General features: G+C 47.2%; 9 protein-coding genes. 6 read left to right on the top strand and 3 right to left on the bottom strand.

Annotated elements, in window-relative coordinates:
• Positions 1–94: 94 nt before the first annotated feature.
• Entirely contained in the window at positions 95–1,222 is a 1,128-nt protein-coding gene (locus tag NQ510_RS04360; protein WP_005831012.1) for an AAA family ATPase, read from the bottom strand.
• A 193-nt stretch (positions 1,223–1,415) separates the two neighbouring features.
• Here NQ510_RS04360 and NQ510_RS04355 point away from each other — a divergent pair, with 193 nt between their 5' ends.
• A complete protein-coding gene (locus NQ510_RS04355) occupies positions 1,416–2,837 on the top strand; it encodes a sialate O-acetylesterase (protein ID WP_005831010.1) in 1,422 nt (473 codons plus the stop codon).
• A gap of 153 nt (positions 2,838–2,990) precedes the next feature.
• Here NQ510_RS04355 and NQ510_RS04350 read toward each other — a convergent pair whose 3' ends face one another.
• Complete coding sequence (locus NQ510_RS04350) at positions 2,991–5,525, bottom strand: glycoside hydrolase family 9 protein (protein WP_005831008.1); 2,535 nt, start codon at positions 5,523–5,525, stop codon at positions 2,991–2,993.
• A 339-nt stretch (positions 5,526–5,864) separates the two neighbouring features.
• Here NQ510_RS04350 and NQ510_RS04345 point away from each other — a divergent pair, with 339 nt between their 5' ends.
• The 3 genes from NQ510_RS04345 to NQ510_RS04335 are packed head-to-tail and all read left to right on the top strand — an operon-like array spanning position 5,865 to position 10,787.
• Positions 5,865–7,118, top strand: a complete 1,254-nt coding sequence (locus NQ510_RS04345; protein WP_008662425.1) for an AGE family epimerase/isomerase — start codon at positions 5,865–5,867, stop codon at positions 7,116–7,118.
• A gap of 23 nt (positions 7,119–7,141) precedes the next feature.
• Positions 7,142–9,016: a glycoside hydrolase gene (locus NQ510_RS04340; protein ID WP_229031923.1), complete on the top strand. Its 1,875-nt coding sequence runs from the start codon at positions 7,142–7,144 to the stop codon at positions 9,014–9,016.
• 40 nt (positions 9,017–9,056) lie between these two features.
• Positions 9,057–10,787: a glycoside hydrolase family 9 protein gene (locus NQ510_RS04335; RefSeq protein WP_005831000.1), complete on the top strand. Its 1,731-nt coding sequence runs from the start codon at positions 9,057–9,059 to the stop codon at positions 10,785–10,787.
• 5 nt (positions 10,788–10,792) lie between these two features.
• Here NQ510_RS04335 and NQ510_RS04330 read toward each other — a convergent pair whose 3' ends face one another.
• On the bottom strand, positions 10,793–14,704 hold the full coding sequence (locus NQ510_RS04330; protein WP_005830998.1) for a hybrid sensor histidine kinase/response regulator transcription factor: 3,912 nt from the start codon (positions 14,702–14,704) through the stop codon (positions 10,793–10,795).
• 256 nt (positions 14,705–14,960) lie between these two features.
• Here NQ510_RS04330 and NQ510_RS04325 point away from each other — a divergent pair, with 256 nt between their 5' ends.
• A complete protein-coding gene (locus NQ510_RS04325) occupies positions 14,961–17,336 on the top strand; it encodes a glycoside hydrolase family 31 protein (protein WP_005830996.1) in 2,376 nt (791 codons plus the stop codon).
• A gap of 211 nt (positions 17,337–17,547) precedes the next feature.
• The gene (locus NQ510_RS04320) at positions 17,548–20,721 is read left to right on the top strand and encodes a SusC/RagA family TonB-linked outer membrane protein (protein WP_211475851.1); all 3,174 of its coding nucleotides are present in this window, start codon (positions 17,548–17,550) and stop codon (positions 20,719–20,721) included.
• Positions 20,722–20,723: the final 2 nt, after the last annotated feature.

The following is a 20,723-nucleotide window of genomic DNA, read 5'->3' as shown; positions in this document are numbered from 1 at the left end:
CGTGGGTCTGCTGTCTGTTCATTTGTATAGTGGGGTTTTCTCAGGACCTTCAAAGACGATGGATAGCACGCAGTTCCACGTTCTTTTTTTATATTCAGCAATACTCCCTCCTGAACCAAAGCTCGAATATCGGATCGGAGAAAACATACTTGTTCCCCTCTTTCTCAATGAAATCACGTTCTGTCAGCATACGCTTGTTGCGTGTGATGGTCTGTGCACTGCCCAATTCATATTTCCGCACTACGGGGATGGAGTTGAAGCGGTATTCACCATCGGCTACAGCACGAAGCATGGCAGTTTGGGCAGCAGTCAGGTTCTCGGTGTCGTTCATGAACATAGGCATGTTGGTGTCTATCAGTTGGTGGGTACGGATTTCGATAATCTCATCTGTCACTTTTTCAGACGTACCGCTCCAGATGAAATAGCACAACTGTTGCAAATACCACGAATGGCATTTCACGATGTCGCACAGTTGTTCTGCTTGCTGTTCGCTGATTTCTTTGTTCGTCCGGTGGAAGGCATTGACGATGAAGGGCACCCATTCCTCTTTCTTTATCTTTTGCAGGAACAGTACTTGTCCGAAGCGGTAGAAGGGGTTAGAAGAATTGTTGAAGATGTCCATCATCATATGCCGCTTGCTTCCGTAAAAGCAATAGGAAACTTGTTGCTGCTTCTGCCAGGCAGAGCGCATTTTTCCCTCCATACTTTTGTAGCCGGGTAGTAGTGCCAGTTGTTGGAACTCGTCGATGCAGACAATCAGGTGTATGCCTTTGGCAGCTGCTATCTTTTCGGGTAGTTCCAGTATCTCCATGACACTTTTTTCTTCCAGTTCCAATTTCAGGTCAAAGGAGAGGGTATCGGTTGGGTCGCTCTTCAATGTGATACTGGGAGAAACGGCTTTAAGAAACTGTTTCACATCTTCAAGCCTCTTTTCAAGGGTGGAGGCGGCGCAAGAAATGACTTCTCGCGCAAAGATGCGGTAGAATTCAGCTTCCGTCTTGATGCTGAATGCATCAATGAAGCAGACACGGATATGCTTGTCTTCTTGTGTCAGTTCGTCCATAGCTACTTTTACAAGCGACGATTTTCCCCATCGGCGCGGTGAAATAAGCATTACGTTGATGCCCGATCCAAGTAATTCTTTCAGTTGCTTTCGTTCTTCTACCCGATTGACGAAACTTTCTTTATCAACCAGTGTGCCGTATTGAAAAGGTGATTTCATAAACTTTCTGTTCTTGATTTAATGACAAATATACAAATTATACATCAATGTATAATACATCAATGTATAATTTTGTTTGAGCACATGTGCAAAAACACCCACTTTTTGCACATGAAACGGAGAACGTGAGCAAAAAAGCCTTATTTTTGCTCGCGTTATTGATTCCGAATATAATGTTAAATACAAATATACTATGAAAAGTAAGGTTCTTGCATTGATTCTATTATGCGGTGCCGCCTCGTTGGGCGCCAAAGTAAAACTGCCTGCACTGGTGGGCGACAACATGATACTCCAGCAGCAGACTGAAGTGAAACTGTGGGGAACGGCTGCTCCGGAAGCCGAAGTACGCGTTACGCCTTCGTGGAACGGACAGACAATGACTTGCCGTGCCGATAAGGATGGCGGTTGGACGCTTGCCGTGGAGACTCCGGCAGCAGGATACACGCCTTATGAGATAACTTTTGATGACGGAGAAAAAACTACGTTGAAGAATATCCTAATCGGTGAAGTATGGCTTGCTTCCGGCCAGAGCAATATGGAAATGCCCCTGAAAGGTTTTGCTGGCTGTTGCATCATGAACGGAGCGGATGACATCATAGTTTCTGCCGAGAATAAGGGGGTGCGTATGTTCACCGTTCCCAAGCACCAGACTTATGAACTGCAAACCGACTGCAAAGGTAGCTGGAACATATCTTCCATAGAAACCGCACCCGATTTCAGTGCGACGGCCTACTATTTTGCCACTTCGTTGAGCCGTGCCCTCCGGATTCCGGTCGGCATCATCTGTAGCGCTTACGGTGGATCCACTGTAGAAGGTTGGATAAGCCGTGAACTGCTGGAAAACTATCCAGACATATCTCTCAACCCCGATTCCATCGAACGCCTGCATCCCATGCTCCGCCCCATGCTGATGTACAATGCCATGCTGAAGCCGCTTCAGAACTATACCATCAAAGGGTTCATCTGGTATCAGGGAGAGTCGAACGTAGGTCGCCATGAAACATATGCCGAACGCTTGGCCGACATGGTGCAGCTGTGGCGCAAGGAATGGGGGCTGGGCGAATTGCCTTTCTACTTTGCCGAAATAGCGCCGTACGCCTATGGAGGTACCCAGCAAGAGAAAGCTGCTTACCTACGTGAAGCGCAATTCCGTGCCCAAAGCCTGATTCCGAACAGTGGTATGATTTCGACAAACGACCTTGTAGAGCCTTATGAGATGTACAATATCCATCCCCGCAACAAGACAAAGGTAGGTCAACGCTTGAGCTATCTGGCATTGAACCTTACCTATGGATTGAAGCAGATACACTGTTTCGGCCCACAATATAAGTCATGGACTGCTAAAGGCAGTGAAGCATGGGTTTCCTTCGACCATTTGGAAATGGGTATCTGTCGCAACTATGACCTTCGCGGTTTCGAAGTGGCGGGTGAGGACCGTGTGTTCCATCCTGCCGACAAAGTATGGCTGCACTGGCAGACGAATGAAGTGGTAATCTCTTCAGAAAAGGTATCCCATCCCGTCAGCGTGCGCTATTGTTTCCATGATTTCCAGATTGGTACGATGATTGGCGGAAATGAATTGCCTACCATTCCGTTCCGTACGGATAATTGGTGAAAGAACGGAAAGTAGATAAACACTTTCATTATACTATAATATTAGGCGCGGGTTACGCGGAATCCATGGATGCAGTAAACTAAATCCGTGAAATCCGTGTAATCCGCGCCTAAAAGAAAACATCCAGAGGGTTTTGTTCCCCCTCTGTCTTTCTTATTGTTTCAGCAACTGTTCTGCTGCAAGTACCAGGAACATATAGTGGGATGAACCTCCTCCCAGCACATATTCAGTTTGCTGCCAGAGGAACGGGAACGTGAGGAGTTCCGGGAAGTCGGGACGGATAAGAGCTGTACCGGAAATGACTCCACCGGGAATATACGACCAGTCTGCGCGGTTCAGTCCGTAGCCCACAGTGGCTGATTGTGCGCCGACACCCGAGGCGAAGGAAGCTTGGTTGGAGCCCGGGTGGCATCCGAGAATGAAGTTGAGGGCATTGAATACCGGTGCTTTCGGGAATATTTCCGGATAGGCGGTTGTCAGGAAGTAGTGCTGGAAGCCGAAACGCTGTATATCCCAGCCTGCACCCCAGATATGTGGACGGTAGGGAATGCCGTAAGGAGTCTCCTGCACTTGCTTGTTCAGCTCTTGTTCATATCCGGTCAGAGCTTTGCGGAAAGCGGTGGAGAAAGCTTTGGCTTTCTTGTTCTTCATTTGTGCAAACTGTTTTTCCACACGTGCCGTGTACCAGCCGATGCGGCCTATCTGCTTGATGATGAGCTCTTTGTTGTCCAGAATGAAGTCCATATAGGGTTGTTCGCCCGTGGTGAGGTACAGTTCTACGGCTGCCTGCACTTTGGGGAACAAGGCTCTGTTGTTGCCGTTTCCGGTAGAAGCATATACTTTGCGGGCAATGTCGAGACAATGTACACTCAATGTATCATTGAAGCCTTTCAATACGCGTGATACGGCAGCAAGTTGGGCGGCTGTCGACAGTTCTCGTCCGGGGTTGTCCTCTGTAAATATCCAACGGTCGTCTTCATTACCGATTTTTCCGTCCGTCATGGCGGCGGCATCACCCAGAAGTACGTATTGGCGAAGGTCGTTGCAGATGATTCCCCGGTAGAGACGTCCCAGTGCCAGGTAGCCGTTGACTACCGTAAGGGCGCCGTTCTCTACTTGTTGCAGCAAGTCATTCTTACCGTCGGGCTGGTGGATTTCCGTCACACGGTTTATCTGGTCGATGGAAGTCACGTCGAGATTCGGGTGGAAAGCTTCGTAGGCCAGTGCCAGGATATAGGATTCTCCGGCTTGGGATTCGATGCGGAGGTCAAAGTCTCCGGCATCGTGCCAGCCGCCTATGTTCACTCCGGGAACCACTTCACCCGGTTTGAACTTGGACAGGCCCTCTTTCTGGTCGTAGCCGTCGATATGATTGTGTGCCGGTGCCATCTGGGCATCGTCCATGTGGCAGCAGTCGTGCCATACGCGGTATTTTTCGTTGACGCGCATGTGGCACATCTGTACGGGAAGGAAGTATTCCAGTACGGGCTGCCATACGCCGCGGGCATATACGTCATTGTCGATGCGGAAGATAGGGGATACGGAGGTATCGTATTTAATCTTGTAGAGTCCCGGTTCCTTCACATCCGTGAAGTCCACCTTCAGATAGTTGTATCTCAGGAACTTGCCCCAATTGGCAGGAGTGACGTTCTTGACCACTTTCTCGCCGTCTGCGTCAATGCGGATGATTTGTGCCGTTTCCTTTCTATTGTCACGTATATCCATTTCGATGACGGCTTCCTTGTCCTGGGCGGGATGATAACCTATCTGTGAAGTCTGGATAACCGGCTGATACATCCAGTCGGCCACTACGTTCGGAGTGATAATCCATTTGACGGCCCCTTTGGTGACACCCGGTTTTATGTTGCTGCGCAGTACGAACCAGCCGTTATTGTGGTTCATACGCCCGTCAAACAGTTGTAGGTCACCACTCAATGATTCGATGGTTACTTTGTTGTAAGGGTCGTCGGGGCGGGAGGTAAACTTACGGCCTTTGGCATAAGGTTCGCTGATGATGTCGTCGGCCACAATCGGGCTGTAACCTTTTCCTATCAGTTTGTCCATGTCTGCCAGCGATTGCTTGCCGTCATGATAATTTCCCGTATGCAGATAGTTGGGTTGGGTTGTCATTAGGGGAGAGTTGGGTTGTTGCGGGAAGATGCCGCTCTGACCGTCCATAATCCAGGGCTTGCCGAAGAGGGAACCCGGGAAGAATTCAAGGTTGAAGCCCACTTTTCCGATGAATTCCTGGGGAATGGGGCGGTCAAGGTCTACGGTCACCTCTATGTTTTTACCTTTGCTTTCCACGTTTACCGTATATATAAGGTGGAGGTCCGGGTAAATCATCGGGTTGAATCCGGTGAGATGGCGTGAGGAGTCGGGATAGCACAGCGTGGCGGTGATGCTGTTGTCACCGAGCTTCCGGTCGAGCTGTTTCGGTACGGGCTGCCATTGTCCGGGTGTGGCTTCCAGACGGATATCTCCATTCGTCGCCACACGGTGTCCGTTCATGATGATACATACCCCTCCTTGGTGTCCTTCGGGATAGATATCATCAAAAGCCATGATGTCGACTCCCTGATTCTTGAAATAACCGGAGGATGTCAGCTTGAAGTCTTGCGCATGCAGCGCACTGCTGCCGCAAAGCAGTGCCAAGACTGATGCAAATAGGAAATGTTTCTTTCTCATAGTATCTATTTTTGAGTTACAAAATTTTCTACTAATATACGGACTAAAAAGGAAACGGATGGCTTTTGTTTGTAGCCAATAACGTTATGAAATGTGTCTTTTTCCTCTATTTTTATGATATTCATTGTTATATTTGTCAGACAATGGCGCTTGAGCTGCCGGATACCCACGTTTGAGCCAATAGAAGCTGATGTCTGGTAAAACAAGGACTCAGTACCCAAAAATAGCCTTTATCGGAACCAATTGTATCCCTTGAAAAAGGATGGCAATGAGTAGTGTCCATTTGTTTTTTTGTACATTTGCAATGTAACTATGGCTAACTCCTTAAATCGCTATATTATGAAACGTATGTTTTCCGTTTTTTTGCTGATTACAGTATGGTTGCTGGTTACACCTTTCCTGCAAGCACAGTCACACGTAGACAAGGTTTTAAAAGATGAAATAACCTCGGACTTGAAAGAGAATATCCTCTCTTTTTGGGAAAGATACAGCGTAGATTCTTCCGGAGGCTTTTATGGTTCATTGGGACGTGACGGTGCCCCGATAGCGGATGCTCCCAAAGGTGGTGTACTGAATGCCCGCATCCTTTGGACTTTTTCAACCGCCTACCGGATGTATGGCGATACTGCCTACCGTAAATTGGCTGACAGGGCGCAACGGTATTTCATAGATCACTTCATTGATTCGCAGTATGGAGGCGTATATTGGCTGATAAAAGCGGACGGTACCCCATTGGATACGAACAAGCAGACTTACGGCTGCTCTTATGCTATCTATGGGTTGTCCGAACATTTCAGGGCAACGGGCAACAATGAAAGCCTGCAAAAAGCCATAGAGCTTTATCGGATAATGGAGAGCAAAGTCAAAGATCCCGTAAATGATGGCTATATAGAATCCTTTACCCGCGAATGGGGAACTCCCCAAAAGCTGGGGTATGATGGAGATGGCATTGCTGCCAAAACAATGAATACACATATCCATGTATTAGAGGCATACACGGCTTTATATAAAGTATGGAAGGATAACAGCCTTTGCAAGCGCCTTGCAAAAGTAATAGACTTAATAACAACCAGGCTGTACAACCCACAAACACATCACTTGATATCATACTGTGATTTAAATTGGAATAATCTGGATGACATCGACTCTTACGGGCATGATATCGAAACTTCTTGGCTGCTGACGGAAGCTGCAGAGGCTCTGGGTGACCCGGAGGTTATCGGGAGGTGCAGGAAGGTAGCATTGGAACTTGCAGATGCTTCCTTGAAGGAGGGCATCAACCCGATGGGAGCTATGATGTATGAACGACATAAGGACAAAATCAGGAAGGACGCTTCCTGGTGGTGCCAAGCGGAAACTGTGGTCGGCTGTATCAATGCCTGGCAACTGACTGGTGAACAATCTTATCTGGACAGTGCCGTCCGCACCTGGAACTTCATCAAATCACGGATGATAGACAAGGAGTATGGTGAATGGTTCAGAACGGTGCTGGAAGATGGAACTCCCCGCTACAAGGAGCCTAAAGCAAGTATGTGGAATTGTCCTTATCATAACAGCCGTATGGGGTTTGAGATTGATACCAGACTGAAATGACAACCTTTTATAGATTTGATATTATGAAGAATTTACGAATTTTCCAGTTTGGAATAGTTGTATTGCTGTGTGGTATATTATCTCTGCCGCTTTCTGCCCAGACGGAAGTGATGGCATGGAGCAATATCACGGGTGTCCGCGTAGACGGTGAATTGATAGACTTTGAGTCATCCCTGCGTGTCGGAACCTTGAAAGGAGATATGGAGATTACCGGAAAGGAGAAGCAGGTCCGTCCCGTTTTCCATCGTGAGGGGAATATGCAGGAAGTGACGGCTACTCTGCGAGGTGTAAAGTTCCATCAGAAAGTGACCGATAAGGGAAAAGGCTTGGTGGAGATTTCTATTGATGCGCTGTCGGACACTACTTTGAACCAGGCAGCCTATTACTGTATTGCTTTAAGTCCGGAAAACTACATTGATGCCAAAGTAAGGGTAAGTGGCAGGAAGCTGACCGTTACTTCGGCCAATAGGAAGTTGGAATTCAAGTTCAATAAGTCTGTAAAGGCCACGGTTGAAAAAGAGTCTACCGGTACTGTTGTGTATATCTCGCTAATGCCGATTCTGAAAAAGGCTGGGAGAACAGCATTGTCTATGGAACTGCATGCTTCCGGAGTGATAGATCACAGTGACGCGGAAATTACATTGGATATGCAGAATCCGGGAAGTTTGTTTGCAGGCTTTGGAGGGAATTTCCGCCTGCAGAATCCTGCTGCCGACCCTAAAGTGATAGATTACTGTCTGGAAAACTTGCGCGTAGCTTATGGCCGTGTGGAATTTCCGTGGAGATTGTGGCAACCCGAAGAAGAATCCGATCCTATTGCCGTGGCACAGAATGGGGGACTGAACAAGCGGGTGGAGGAAAGTCTCCTCATGGCAAAGCGCTTGAAGGCGATGGGAATGCCGGTAATACTAAGCTGTTGGTTTCCGCCTGCATGGGCCATTGACGGAGGTCCTGCAAGTTATGCCCGTCAAGGTGGTGTCATTGCTTATCGTCTGGATAACCGGAAAAAGGAGAAGATTTATAAATCCATGGCAGATTATCTGTTGTATGCCAAACGGTATTATGGTATTGAGTTCTCCATGTTCTCGTTCAATGAATCGGATTTGGGTATTGATGTCCTCCACACTCCGCAGGAGCATGCAGATTTCATTAAGGAGTTCGGTGCTTATCTGGCAGGGTTGAATCTTCCTACCCGCATGCTGCTTGGCGACAATTCGGATGCCACTACTTTCGATTTTATCCTTCCTGCTTTGAACAATCCTGAGACTCATAAGTATATTGGTGCAGTTTCTTTCCATTCATGGCGTGGTTGTGATGATGTTACGTTAAGGAAGTGGGCGGGTGCTGCCAAAGAGATTAATGTACTACTCTTGGTTGGTGAGGGTAGTACGGATGCCGCTGCTCATGGTTATGCCGAGATATTCAATGAGTCGACGTTTGCACTTTATGAAATCAATCTGTATACACGTATTTGTGCGATTTGCCAACCATTGTCCATCTTGCAGTGGCAGCTCACTTCAGACTATTCGTTGTTGTGGGGAGACGGCATTTATGGCTCCAAAGGTCCTTTGCGTCCTACACAACGTTTCTGGAACATTAAGCAGCTGGCCTCCACTCCGGCCGATGCCTTGGCTATTCCAGTCAGTAGCAGCAAGAAAAATGTAAACTGTGCGGCTTTCGGAAATATGGTGCGCGGAGAATATGCCGTCCATATGGTCAATAATGGGGCGGATTGCGAGGCTGTCATCTCCGGTATCCCTGCAGAAGTGAAGGAACTGAAAGTCTATGTGACCAATACAAAGGACTGCATGAAGGAAACTGCAGTGAAGGTGGAGAATGGACTGGTACGGGTACACTTGCCGGCTATCAGTTTCATTACCTTATTGTCGGATAAATAATTTTGAAATGGAATAATATTAATATATAAAGAATAGTGATATGAATATAACTACATGTCTGTTTACAGTTCTGGGAGGAATGGCCACTTTAGGGCATCCTTCAGAAACTGTACGTTTGAATCAGTTAGGGTATTATCCCCAGCAGGAAAAAGTAGCTGTGGTGAATGCCGGTGAGGTACGTGAATTTACCATAGTAGATGCAGCCACGGGCAATCGGCTACTTTCCGGCAAACCCGGATATACCGCTTCATCCGCTTGGTCGGATAGGAGCAGGACAATATTGGATTTCAGTGACATCACGGTACCGGGAAGATATCTTCTGTTGGTTAACGGCGATTCAGTGGCATTCGAAGTAAAGGAAAAGGTGCTGTCCCCTTTGGCCGATGCCGCTTTGAAATCTTTCTATTACCAACGTACGGGTATGCCCATCGAAGCGACTTATGCGGGTCGGTGGAGCCGTCCGGCAGGCCATCCAGATGACAAGGTGCTGGTACATCCCAATGCTGCCGGGCCGGAACGTAAGGCGGGAGCGGTGATTTCTTCTCCGGGAGGATGGTATGATGCCGGAGATTATAACAAGTACATTGTGAACTCCGCTTATTCCATCGGATTGATGCAGGCGATTTATGCCCGCTTTCCTGACTATTTTATCCGTCAACGGGTGAACATCCCGGAAAGCGGAAACCACACGCCCGATTTGCTGGACGAGATGTACTATAACCTGAAATGGATGCTGACCATGCAAGACCCTGCCGACGGAGGAGTCTACCACAAGCTGACTACCCCTTCGTTCGAGGGATTTATCAAGCCTACGGAGTGTAAGCAGCCCCGTTATGTAGTTCAGAAATCAGTAACGGCGGCATTGGACTATGCTGCGGCTTTAGCGCAAGCTTCCGTGTTGTTTGCTCCTTACGAAGAGGATTATCCTGGCTTTTCGGAAGTGGCTTTGCAGGCTGCCGAACGTGCTTACGCCTGGGCAGAAGCGCATCCGCAAGCGCTCTATCATCAGGACCTCCTCAACAAGCAATATCAACCTGCCGTGGTTACGGGAGCTTACGGTGATCGTAGTGCCGATGACGAATTCTTCTGGGCGGCTTCCGAGCTCTATCTTGCTACGGGAAAGCCCGTTTACCGGGAACAAGTGAAGAAGCATCTGCCCACTGCATATAAGACTCCTTCTTGGGGCAATACCACTGCGTTGGGCGTGTTTGCCTGGCTGCAACCGGGCAGGGAATATCAGGGTGAAGACGTGGAGTTGGCAAATGCCATGAAAGACCTGCTACTGGACTATGCTGCCGAGGCTGTGCGGGGTGCTGACCGCTCTCCTTTCCACGCTCCTTACGGCAACGATGCCAAAGATTTCTTTTGGGGATGCCTTGCCGAAGGGTGTGCTAACCAAGCCACTTCACTGGTTTGCGCCTATTTGCTTACGGGTGAGAAGTCGTACCTGACGAACGCCTACCGCAATATGGACTACATTTTAGGAAAGAATGCCACGGGATATTGTTATGTCACCGGTTTCGGGATGAAAAGTCCTCTGTATCCGCACCATCGTCTTTCTGCATCGGATGATATAGAGGCACCTCTTCCCGGTTTCCTTGTTGGCGGTCCCAATCCTGGCCAACAAGACGGTGTACCCTATCCTTCCAATCTGCCGGATGAGTCTTATGCAGATGTGGAAGGTTCGTATGCTTCCAATGAAATAGCCATTAATTGGAGTGCTGCTTTGGTGGCGTTGGTGTCTTCGTTGGATGCTTTGATGTCAAAATAATGTTTCTATTCAGCCTGCTGCCTTATAAATTCGGATGGGCTGATGTTGAACTCTTCTTTAAAATGTTTGGAGAATATCTTGGGGGAGTTATACCCCAAGGTATATGCAATTTCCGAAACTTGCATCTGGCTTTCTGTCAAGAGTTGTTGTGCACGTTTCATACGGATGGTCCTGATGAATTCGATGGGTTTCTTTCCCGTTATCTTAATCATTTTCTTGTAGAAATAGCTGCGTGATATATTCAGGCTGCTGGCAAGCTCCTCGACGGAAAACTCGGTTTCGCTGATATTGTCCTCTACAATCTGGATGGCTTTTTCCACCAGCTGCTGGTCAAGGGGAGTGATGGTGATACGGCTTGGCTCGATTTTAATGTCCTGATTGAATATTTCCTGACGTTTGACGTTCATCTCGATAATCTTGTTGATGCGCAGCTTGAGGACTTCCATATTGAAAGGCTTGGTGATATAGTCGTCTGCGCCAACGCTAAGCCCTTCCAATTGGTGTTCTTCACTTGCCTTAGCTGTCAGGAGGATAATGGGGATATGGGAGTAGCGTATGTCATTCTTGATGGTTGAACATAGTTCCAGACCATCCATCTCGGGCATCATGATGTCACTGACCACTAAATCAATATCTTCCTTTTCCAGTACATTCAGTGCATGTTTTCCGTTTGTGGCTTTTAATACATGATACTGCCTGGCAAGACTTTCAGAGAGAAATTTCAAGAAGTCGTAGTTGTCATCTACGAGTAGTATGGTGAATGGATGGGATTCTTCTTTTATTTCCGGTCCTTCGACCGGTTCTCCGTTTTTGGTTTCATTACTGTTCTGGTGTAGGGGTAGGGCAATCAGGAATACAGAACCACAAGGCTGGTTATCCCTGACACAGACAGTACCCTGATGCATCTTTACGTATTCGGAAACAATGTGCAGTCCAATGCCGCTGCCTCCGTTGTTCGACTGGTTTTTGCCCGACTGATAGAATCTTTGGAATATTTTCTCCTTGGCTTCATCCTCTATGCCGCAACCGGTGTCGGTAAAGGTCAGTTCCAGATTTGTGCCTCTTACGGCAATATCCAGTGAGATGCTTCCTTTATTGGGAGTGAACTTGAATGCATTTGACAGGATATTTGTGCATATCTTGCGTATCTTGTCATAGTCGAAATCCATGAATACAGAATGTTGTGGAGCGGTAAGGCTATAGCTGATGTTCCGTTTCTGTGCTATCGGATCGAAAGAGTGGAATATTTCACTCAGAATGATAAGGATGTTGTCATGTTTGCATTTCAGGGTTTCAGCCTTGGCATCCAGCTTTCTGAAATCCAGCAGTTGGTTAATCAGTTCCAGCAGATAGTCGGCATTTTGTTTGACCATATCCAGAATGCCTTTACGATATTCGGGATGGTCTACGAAAAACTCTTCAAGCGGATTGATGATAAGTGACAAGGGGGTCCGCAGTTCGTGACTTATGTTGGCAAAGAACTGCAGTTTCATATTGTTGATTTTCTGCTGCCTTTCATTTTCCACCTCGATGGCCTGCATGATTTGTTTCTGCTTTTGGCGTAAGCGCAGATTGCGGATAATGGACAGAAGGATGCACAAAACGATACCGCTATATATGGTATAAGCCCACCAAGTGCGCCACCAAGGAGGGAGTATCTTTATTTTCAGTTCCTTGACGTTGGGGCTCCATATGCCTTGTGAGTTGCATGCCTTGACGGATAAAGTATAGTTTCCGGCAGTCAGCATGGATAGGTTTACTTTGTTGTTTTCAGCATAAATCCAGTTGGAATGAATCTTATAGGCATATTTTATCTTATCCGTTTCCACCAGGTCGAGGGCAGAGAAGGACAGAGTGAATGAATTTTCCTTTTCAGTGAAGGAAAGATGTTGTGCACATTCAAGTGAGCTGCCGTTCAGGATGTCCGGATGGGTCATTCCGGATTTGAGCTCAATACCGGTAAGGTAAATATTGGCATCATAACTTGTGGTCAGGATGTCTTGTGGAATGATAGTCTGGTAACCTTGTGGCGTGCCTATCAGTATATTGCCGTTCTGTAGCTTGAGGATGGCGTGGACATTGGTATCGTTGCATATCAGTCCGTCGCTTACGGAGTAGTTCACGATGGCGTATGTACCGTTTGTTATTTTGATTCGTGAGATGCCGTTGCCGGTACCAATCCACATCTGGTTGTTGTTGTCTTCCGTGACGGCTCTGACGAGGTTGGCGGCAAGTCCGTTTTTCTGGTCAAGGAAGTAGATGGAGTCGTTCTTCTGGTTCCATATACTCAGTCCGTGTGGATGTCCTATCCAAAGAAGGTCCCGGCTGTCCTTATAGACAGTGAGCATATTGTTCTCCTTGAAGCGGCCGGCTTCGGCGTAGATATTATAGGCTTGGGTTTCCGTATCGATGATAATGAGTCCTCCTTTGGTCGCTACGTAAAGGGTACTGTCTTTATCATAGTACATATCTCGGACAAAGAATTCTCCCGGACGGTACAAGATGGTGTCAAACTGCCCGGTTTCCGGATTTAACCTCTGTATGTATCCTTTCATGGTACCTATCCAGATGTATCCGTGTTTGTCTACCTTTACTGTATACACATTGTTCTCGAGAAGCTGGCTGTTACTTACTGTGTATTGTTTGATTTGCCCTTTCGAGTAGCATAGCAGTCCTTTCTGGAAGGTGCCTATCCATAGGCGGTTTTTGGAGTCGATGGATAAGTCGACTACAATATTGGCGGGAGTTGCTATCTTTTCGTATGAATCGGTCACTAGTGAACGTCGGATTAGTCCCGTACCGTCTGTTCCGTAGTAAATGTATTCCTGGCTGGTGTCTTCGCAGAAGGTCAGGATATCATCATATTCCAGGGATTTGTTGCATAGTATGATTTGGGACATGGGGCTATAATAGGAAATACCGTGTTTGAAATTCCCTATGTATATGGTTCCGTCTTTGTCCCGGTAAATGGTATTCAGATTGTTGCTGGCAATGGTGTGCGGTTTCAATGGATTGTGCACCAAGTTGGTAAGCGATTTGGTCAGGGTGTTGTAAACGAACAGCCCCATATGGCTGGTAAGTATCCATACGTTGCCGTCTCCCAGGTCGAGGATGCGTTGCACGCGATTGTACTGTATGTGAGTGTTATTGTTCAGGCTGATGTCCTCCCATTGCTGTGTAAAACTGTTCTTGTGCAAAAGTAGGCTGTTTTGGAAGGTGTATACCCATAGGCTTTCGTTTTGGTCTATGTAAATGTGTGGCTCATGATTCTCCAGCAAAGGTCTATAGATGGTGGGAATGGCTATTTCCTTGACTTCGGAAGTCTGCTTGCTGATACTGTATAGGGTACCGTTGGAGTACATTATATAAATGAACTGGACACCTATATAGAGGTTTGAAATCTTTTCAACTGCCAGTGGATAGGCTTTGATGGAGCTGTTGTCCATGCTTCGTATGTAAAGTTTGGAATAGTCGTAGGCCCAAAACTCATTCTTGGATGTTTTTCCCATCCTCAGAATGTTTTTACTGGGGATTTGCAGCCCATCGAGTATGGGTTTATAGTCATTGTCGAATTTACCGGTCTTATAATTATAGATACTGTAGCCGCTGGAAGTCCTTATCCATACATTGTCGTCCGGTCCTTCGAAAATTTCGCTGATGGCATCGTCCGGCAGGTCGGAGTTGTTCTGGTAATACTGCTGGAAGGAGTAGCCGTCGTATTTGTTGAGTCCTGATTCTGTCCCCACCCAGAGGAATCCCCTATTGTCTCTGTAGATGCTTCGGACACTGTTGTTGGAGAGTCCTTCTGTTGTAGAGAGCTGCTTGAACATGACAGCCGGCGGGATTTCCGCTGAGTTACCTTGAACAGTAAGGAGGAAGGCCAGGTTGCATATAAGGAATAGGAGCAGTTGTTTCATGTATTTTCTTTATTAGAAGGATTAACAATATTGTAACTGCAAACTTAAATATAATCCTTCGAACGAGCAAGGAAAGATTTGCGTATTCGTGTGGGATGATATCCTCCGTTTGGTGAAAAATAGTATGCATTTTGTTTCCAATGGCCCTATATGGGTTCTATGAAACAAAACCGGATATTAAAAGACATTTTTAAGGCATCTGTGTTTCCTTTAAGAAAAATACATTTGCAGGCGAGATCATTTAAATCCTAATAGTATGAAGAAAGAACTTTTAGCAGTGGCGATGCTGTTGTTTGCCGGTGGCAATCTGTTGGCACAGCCACATGTCAATGACGGTACTTCGTATTTGATGAACCAACCTCTGGACATGAGTACCGATTTCCGTGACTTGAGTAATACCTTGTTTTTTGCAGATCACCTGGAGTCATTCGATGCCAAGTCGGGTGAAGGGCTGGTGAATTGGAAACGCGGGCATCTGATGCCCCGCCAAGCCTTCAATACCAACGGTGCACAGCCCCGTAAAATGAGAATGCTCGATTTCCCCTTCACTGCCTATGAAAATGACCCTAACCTCAAATTCAAGATTGACTTTGTAACTCCGCGTACGGTACGTATCCGTATGCTAACGACCCCGGTGGAACCCAAACCTGCCGCTTCCATCATGTTGGCAAAGGAACCGGGCAGGGATGGAAGCTGGAAAGTTACCGAGACGAATGACAAGATTATCTATTCCAGCGACTATGGAACCATTCAGATTAACAAGAATCCTTGGAGAATCGTCTTGAAGGATAAAGCCGGACGTATCTTGAGCCAGACTGCCGCTTTGAGCGACGCGGACTCTACGCAGGTAAAATATACGCCGTTCTGTTTTGTGAAGCGGGGAAGCGACAATGCTCGCCGCATCAATCCGGTATTTACCTTGACTGCAGATGAAATGATTTTTGGTTGCGGAGAGTCTGCCACTGGGCTGAACAAGGCCGGACAGAAGGTGAACTTGTTCGTTACAGACCCACAAGGGCCTGAGACGGACCAGATGTACAAACCGATTCCTTTCTTTATGAGTAACCGGGGATATGGTATGTTTATGCATACATCCGCTCCCGTGACTTGTGATTTTGGTGCTACCTATATTGGGCTGAACAAAATGTTCATGGGTGACGAGAACCTGGATTTGTTCGTTTTCTTCGGCGAGCCGAAAGATATTCTGGACGAGTACACCGATTTGGTAGGAAAGCCGGGCATGCCCCCCTTGTGGTCTTTCGGTACGTGGATGAGCCGTATTACCTATTTCAGTGAAAAGGAAGGTTATGATGTAGCGGCCAATATCCGTAAGAACAAGTATCCGTGCGATGTTATCCATTTCGATACCGGCTGGTTTGATGTGGACTGGCAGTGTGACTATAAATTCTCCGAGAACCGTTTCCAGAATCCACAGCAGATGTTGAAGGATTTGAGGTCTCAAGGTTTCCATGTATGTTTGTGGCAGTTGCCTTATTTCACTCCTAAAAACCGTTATTTCTCTGAACTGATAGAGAAAGACATGTATGTGAAAAATGGAAATGGTGAACTTCCCTACGAAGATGTGGTGCTTGATTTTTCCAATCCGGAAACAGTAAAGTGGTATCAGGACAAACTGGCGGGATTGCTGAATATCGGTGTCAGTGCCATTAAAGTAGACTTTGGCGAGGCTGCTCCACTGAATGGTATTTACGCTTCCGGCAAGAGCGGATGGTATGAGCATAACCTCTATCCGGTGCGTTATGATATGGCAGTGTCCGAGATAACCAAGAAGTTGCACAACGAGAATATAATGTGGGCACGTGCCGCATGGGCTGGTTCCCAGCGTTATCCATTGCATTGGGGCGGTGATGCTGCAACTACGAACACGGGTCTGCTGGGTACGCTTCGTGCAGGCTTGTCCTTCGGCTTGTCCGGTTTCTCCTTCTGGAGCCATGATATGGGCGGCTTTGTAAAATCCACTCCGGAGGACTTGTATTGCCGCTGGATACCGTTCGGTTTTCTTACTTCCCATACCCGCGCGCATGGGGCACCTCCGACAGAGCCGTGGTTGTACGACAGCAAGCGTGTGCAGGATGTCTTCCGCAAGAGTGCGGAGATGAAGTACCGTCTGATGCCTTATGTGTATGCTCAGGCTAAGGAATGTACAGAAAAGGGCTTACCGATGCTAAGAGCCTTGTTTGTAGAATTCCCCGATGATCCGGGAGCATGGAAAGTGGATGACGAGTATCTCTTCGGTTCGCAGATTCTGGTTGCCCCCTTGCTTGAATCCGGTATGACGGGCCGCACAGTTTACCTTCCCGAAGGAAAATGGATAGACTACCAGACAGAGAAAGTCTACGAAGGCGGATGGCACCGGATTGAAGCAGGCAGTCTGCCGATAATCATGCTGGTACGTGACGGTTCGGTACTTCCTCATCTGAAGTTGGCGCAGTCCACTGCTGAGATGGATTGGAGCAAAATGAGCCTGAAGGTATACAGTGCTGACAAGAAGCAGGCAGAAGGATTGGTTTGTCTACCTGCCGACAACCGTATTCAGGTTGTGAAAGTGGATTGTGGAAAGGCCAAACCGCAACTGTTGAACCAGATTGAAGGCACTTCCCTGAGTTTCTGAACTTAATCTTTGAAAATCTATATTGAATTCACCCCTGTCGGTATGGAAGAGAAAGGGATATAGTTACCGAAATCTGTGCCACTATGGTGGCACAGATGTGCCTTCCCAATGGCACGGCAGTGCCTCTATAGTGGCACAAAATTGTGTCGCATATCTTTTTCCCGATGTGCTTATGACCGGGGTATTTGTTAAACCTAAGTATTTAGTATTTATGAGAAATGTGATGAAGTATTTGGGTATCATGTCAGTATCGCTGGCATGTGCCGGACCTCTCTTTGCAACAAGCGTACAGCCGTTTGCAGGTGTCACTGTCGTACAGCAGAGTGTAGTTACTGTGAAGGGCCAAGTGGTGGATGAGAAAGGCGAGCCCATCATCGGTGCCAATGTCATTGTGGAAGGTACGACAAACGGTATGATTACCGATTTGGACGGTAACTTCTCCTTGCAGTGTCCCGTAGGTTCTACGCTGAAGACCAGTTACATCGGTTATCTGGCGCGAACGGTCAAAGTAACCGGGAATATGAATGCTCTGAAAATTACTTTAAAGGAGGATACCGAAACCTTGGATGAGGTAGTTGTTGTGGGCTACGGTACGATGAAGAAATCCGACCTCACCGGTTCTGTGGCTTCCGTGAATGCGGAGGAAATGATGAAGCGGAATCCGGTGAACTTGGGACAAGGTTTGCAGGGAGCTGCGGCAGGTGTATCTGTCATCCGTTCTTCCGGTGACCCGGAAGGAGGTTTCTCCATCCGTATCCGCGGTGTGGCAACCGTGAATGGTTCTGCCGACCCACTCTATGTAGTGGACGGTGTGCAGGTAGGAACTTCCATCGATTTCTTGAATCCTAATGATGTAGAGTCCATCGAAATTCTGAAGGATGCTTCGGCTACGGCAATCTATGGTACTCGCGGTGCCAATGGCGTCATTATGATTACTACCAAGAACGGTGGTAAGGGGAAGGCAAAGGTGAACTTTTCGGCCAACTATGCCCTCCAGTTCAATTCGAATAAGATTGATGTGGCTGATGCGGGCTTGTTTGCAAGTGCTGTACGTTCCGCCGTCAAGAATGACGGTATTGCCATGACCAATCTGGCATATGGCGAGGATTACATAGGCAGACTGAACAGCATTGACTGGCAGGATGAAATGTCACGCACGGCATTACAGCAGAACTATAACCTTTCTGCTTCGGGAGGCAGCGAAAATACCCAAGCCAACTTATCTCTGGGTTATTTGAACAACCAGGGTATCGTGATTGAGTCGAATTTTAAACGCTTGACGGCACGCGCTAATATCACTCACAAAGTGAAAGACTTTCTGCATGTAGGCTTGAACTTGAACTATGCACATTCGGAAAAGATGGGAGGAGGCAACCTGAGAAACTATGCACAAGCCATTCCAACCATGGATTATGTAGAGGACGGTGTTTTCTATTCCATGCCTATTGTGTTGCCCGACGGTACTTGGGGACATTACAAGAAAGAAGGCAATGGAGACGTGAACAAGGGAGCTGACAATCTGGTTGCTGCTGCCAAGACTGCCGACAGTATTAATAAATGGGACCGTATGCTTGCTAGTGCTTTCCTACAACTCGATTTGTACAAAGGGTTGACTTTCAAGACTATTGCCAGTTATAATTATTATACAAAAGGTTATAATGGCTATACAGCCTATAATGATAGAACCTTTGGAACTCAAGACCGTAAGGACTCGTTCTCGCTGAACCAGAGCCAGTCCACTTCACTCGGTCTGGAAGCGTTCTTGAACTATGACTGGTCCAATGAGCATCACCGCGTAAGTGCAATGGCCGGTTTCTCTACCAGCGATACGAACGGTGCCTGGCTGAATTCCAGTGCCAACGATTTCCCGGCAGACAACATCCGCAAAATTTCATTGACCAATGACCCATCGTCTAAGCAAACGGATGGTGGGCTGGATTTGAAGACAAGATTCCTTTCTTACTTCGGCCGTCTGACTTATACTTTGAACGACCGCTATATTGTGACTGCAACGGTACGCCGCGACGGTTCTTCGAACTTTGGTGCCGGCAATCGTTATGGTACATTCCCTTCCGCTTCTGTAGCTTGGCGTCTTTCCGAGGAAAAGTTCATTAAGGATTTAGAACTGTTCAGTAACTTGAAGTTGCGTGCCGGATGGGGACAGACCGGTAATGCGGGCAATGGTACCAACTTGTCCATAGCACAGTTGTCTTCGGCAAATGCAATGTACTGGTTCTTTAATGGTTCGAGTGTGATTAACGGTGCCGGTATTGCCCAGCAGAAAGAAATTGATACCAACCTGAAATGGGAAACCAATGAGCAGACAAATATCGGTATTGACTTTGCCTTTATGAACAATGAGCTTTCTTTCTCTGCCGATTACTTTATCCGTGACGCAAAGGATCTGCTTCTGTATCGCCAGATTCGTCCTTCCACCGGTTTCTCCAATGTCTATACTAATGCGGGACATATCCGTAACTCAGGTTTCGAGTTTACTGCTGCGTGGAACAAGAGCTTCAGCGATTGGAATATCGGCATAAGACTGAATGGGTCTACCCTGAAGAACGAGGCTATTGAAGTCGGCGATCCGATATTCAGCAAGTCAGGTTCAGCACAAGATGGCGACAACTGGGACAACCACTCCATTACACAGAACGGCTATCCTGTAGGTTCCTACTATGGCTGGAAGGTAGAAGGCATTTTCAGAACCCAGGCCGAAATTGATGAAATGAATAGGCTGGCGGTTGAAAAGGGAGTTGAAAGTGGTGTATATCAGGACAAGACTACCCAGCCCGGCGACTATAAGTTTGTTGATTTGAATGGTGACGGGCAGATTACCGATGCCGACCGTACTGTTATAGGCAATGGATATCCCAAGTTCACTTACGGAATGAACCTTACCGCTTCCTGGAAAAACTTTGATTTCTCGATGAACTTGTACGGTGTAGCCGGTATGGATATCCTTTCTTATTCTTCGGCCCGCTTGACCTCAGTCTATGCACCCGACGGCGGTTATCAGAATGTACTGAAGGAATATATCAATAATGCATGGTCATCTTCGAATACCGGCGCCAAATATCCGCGTATCACCAAGACAGACTATAATAAGAACATGCGTGTGTCCGACGCCTACATCCAGAAGGGGGATTATCTGAAGATTTCAAATATTCAGATAGGATATACATTCCCGAAGAATGTGCTGAAACCGGTGAAAATGGAAAATGCACGCGTATTTGCCAGTGTCGACAATGTATGTACCATCTCTTCGTACAATAAGTTCGGCGATCCGGAAGTTGGTGACTCCAATGTATTGTATTCGGGATTTGACGGAGGACGTTATCCGTTCCCGATGTCGGTTACTTTCGGTCTGAGTGTACAGTTCTAATA

It is taken from the genome of Bacteroides uniformis (assembly GCF_025147485.1).
Classification (GTDB): domain Bacteria; phylum Bacteroidota; class Bacteroidia; order Bacteroidales; family Bacteroidaceae; genus Bacteroides; species Bacteroides uniformis.
This window is presented reverse-complemented; position numbering and strand designations above follow the sequence as displayed.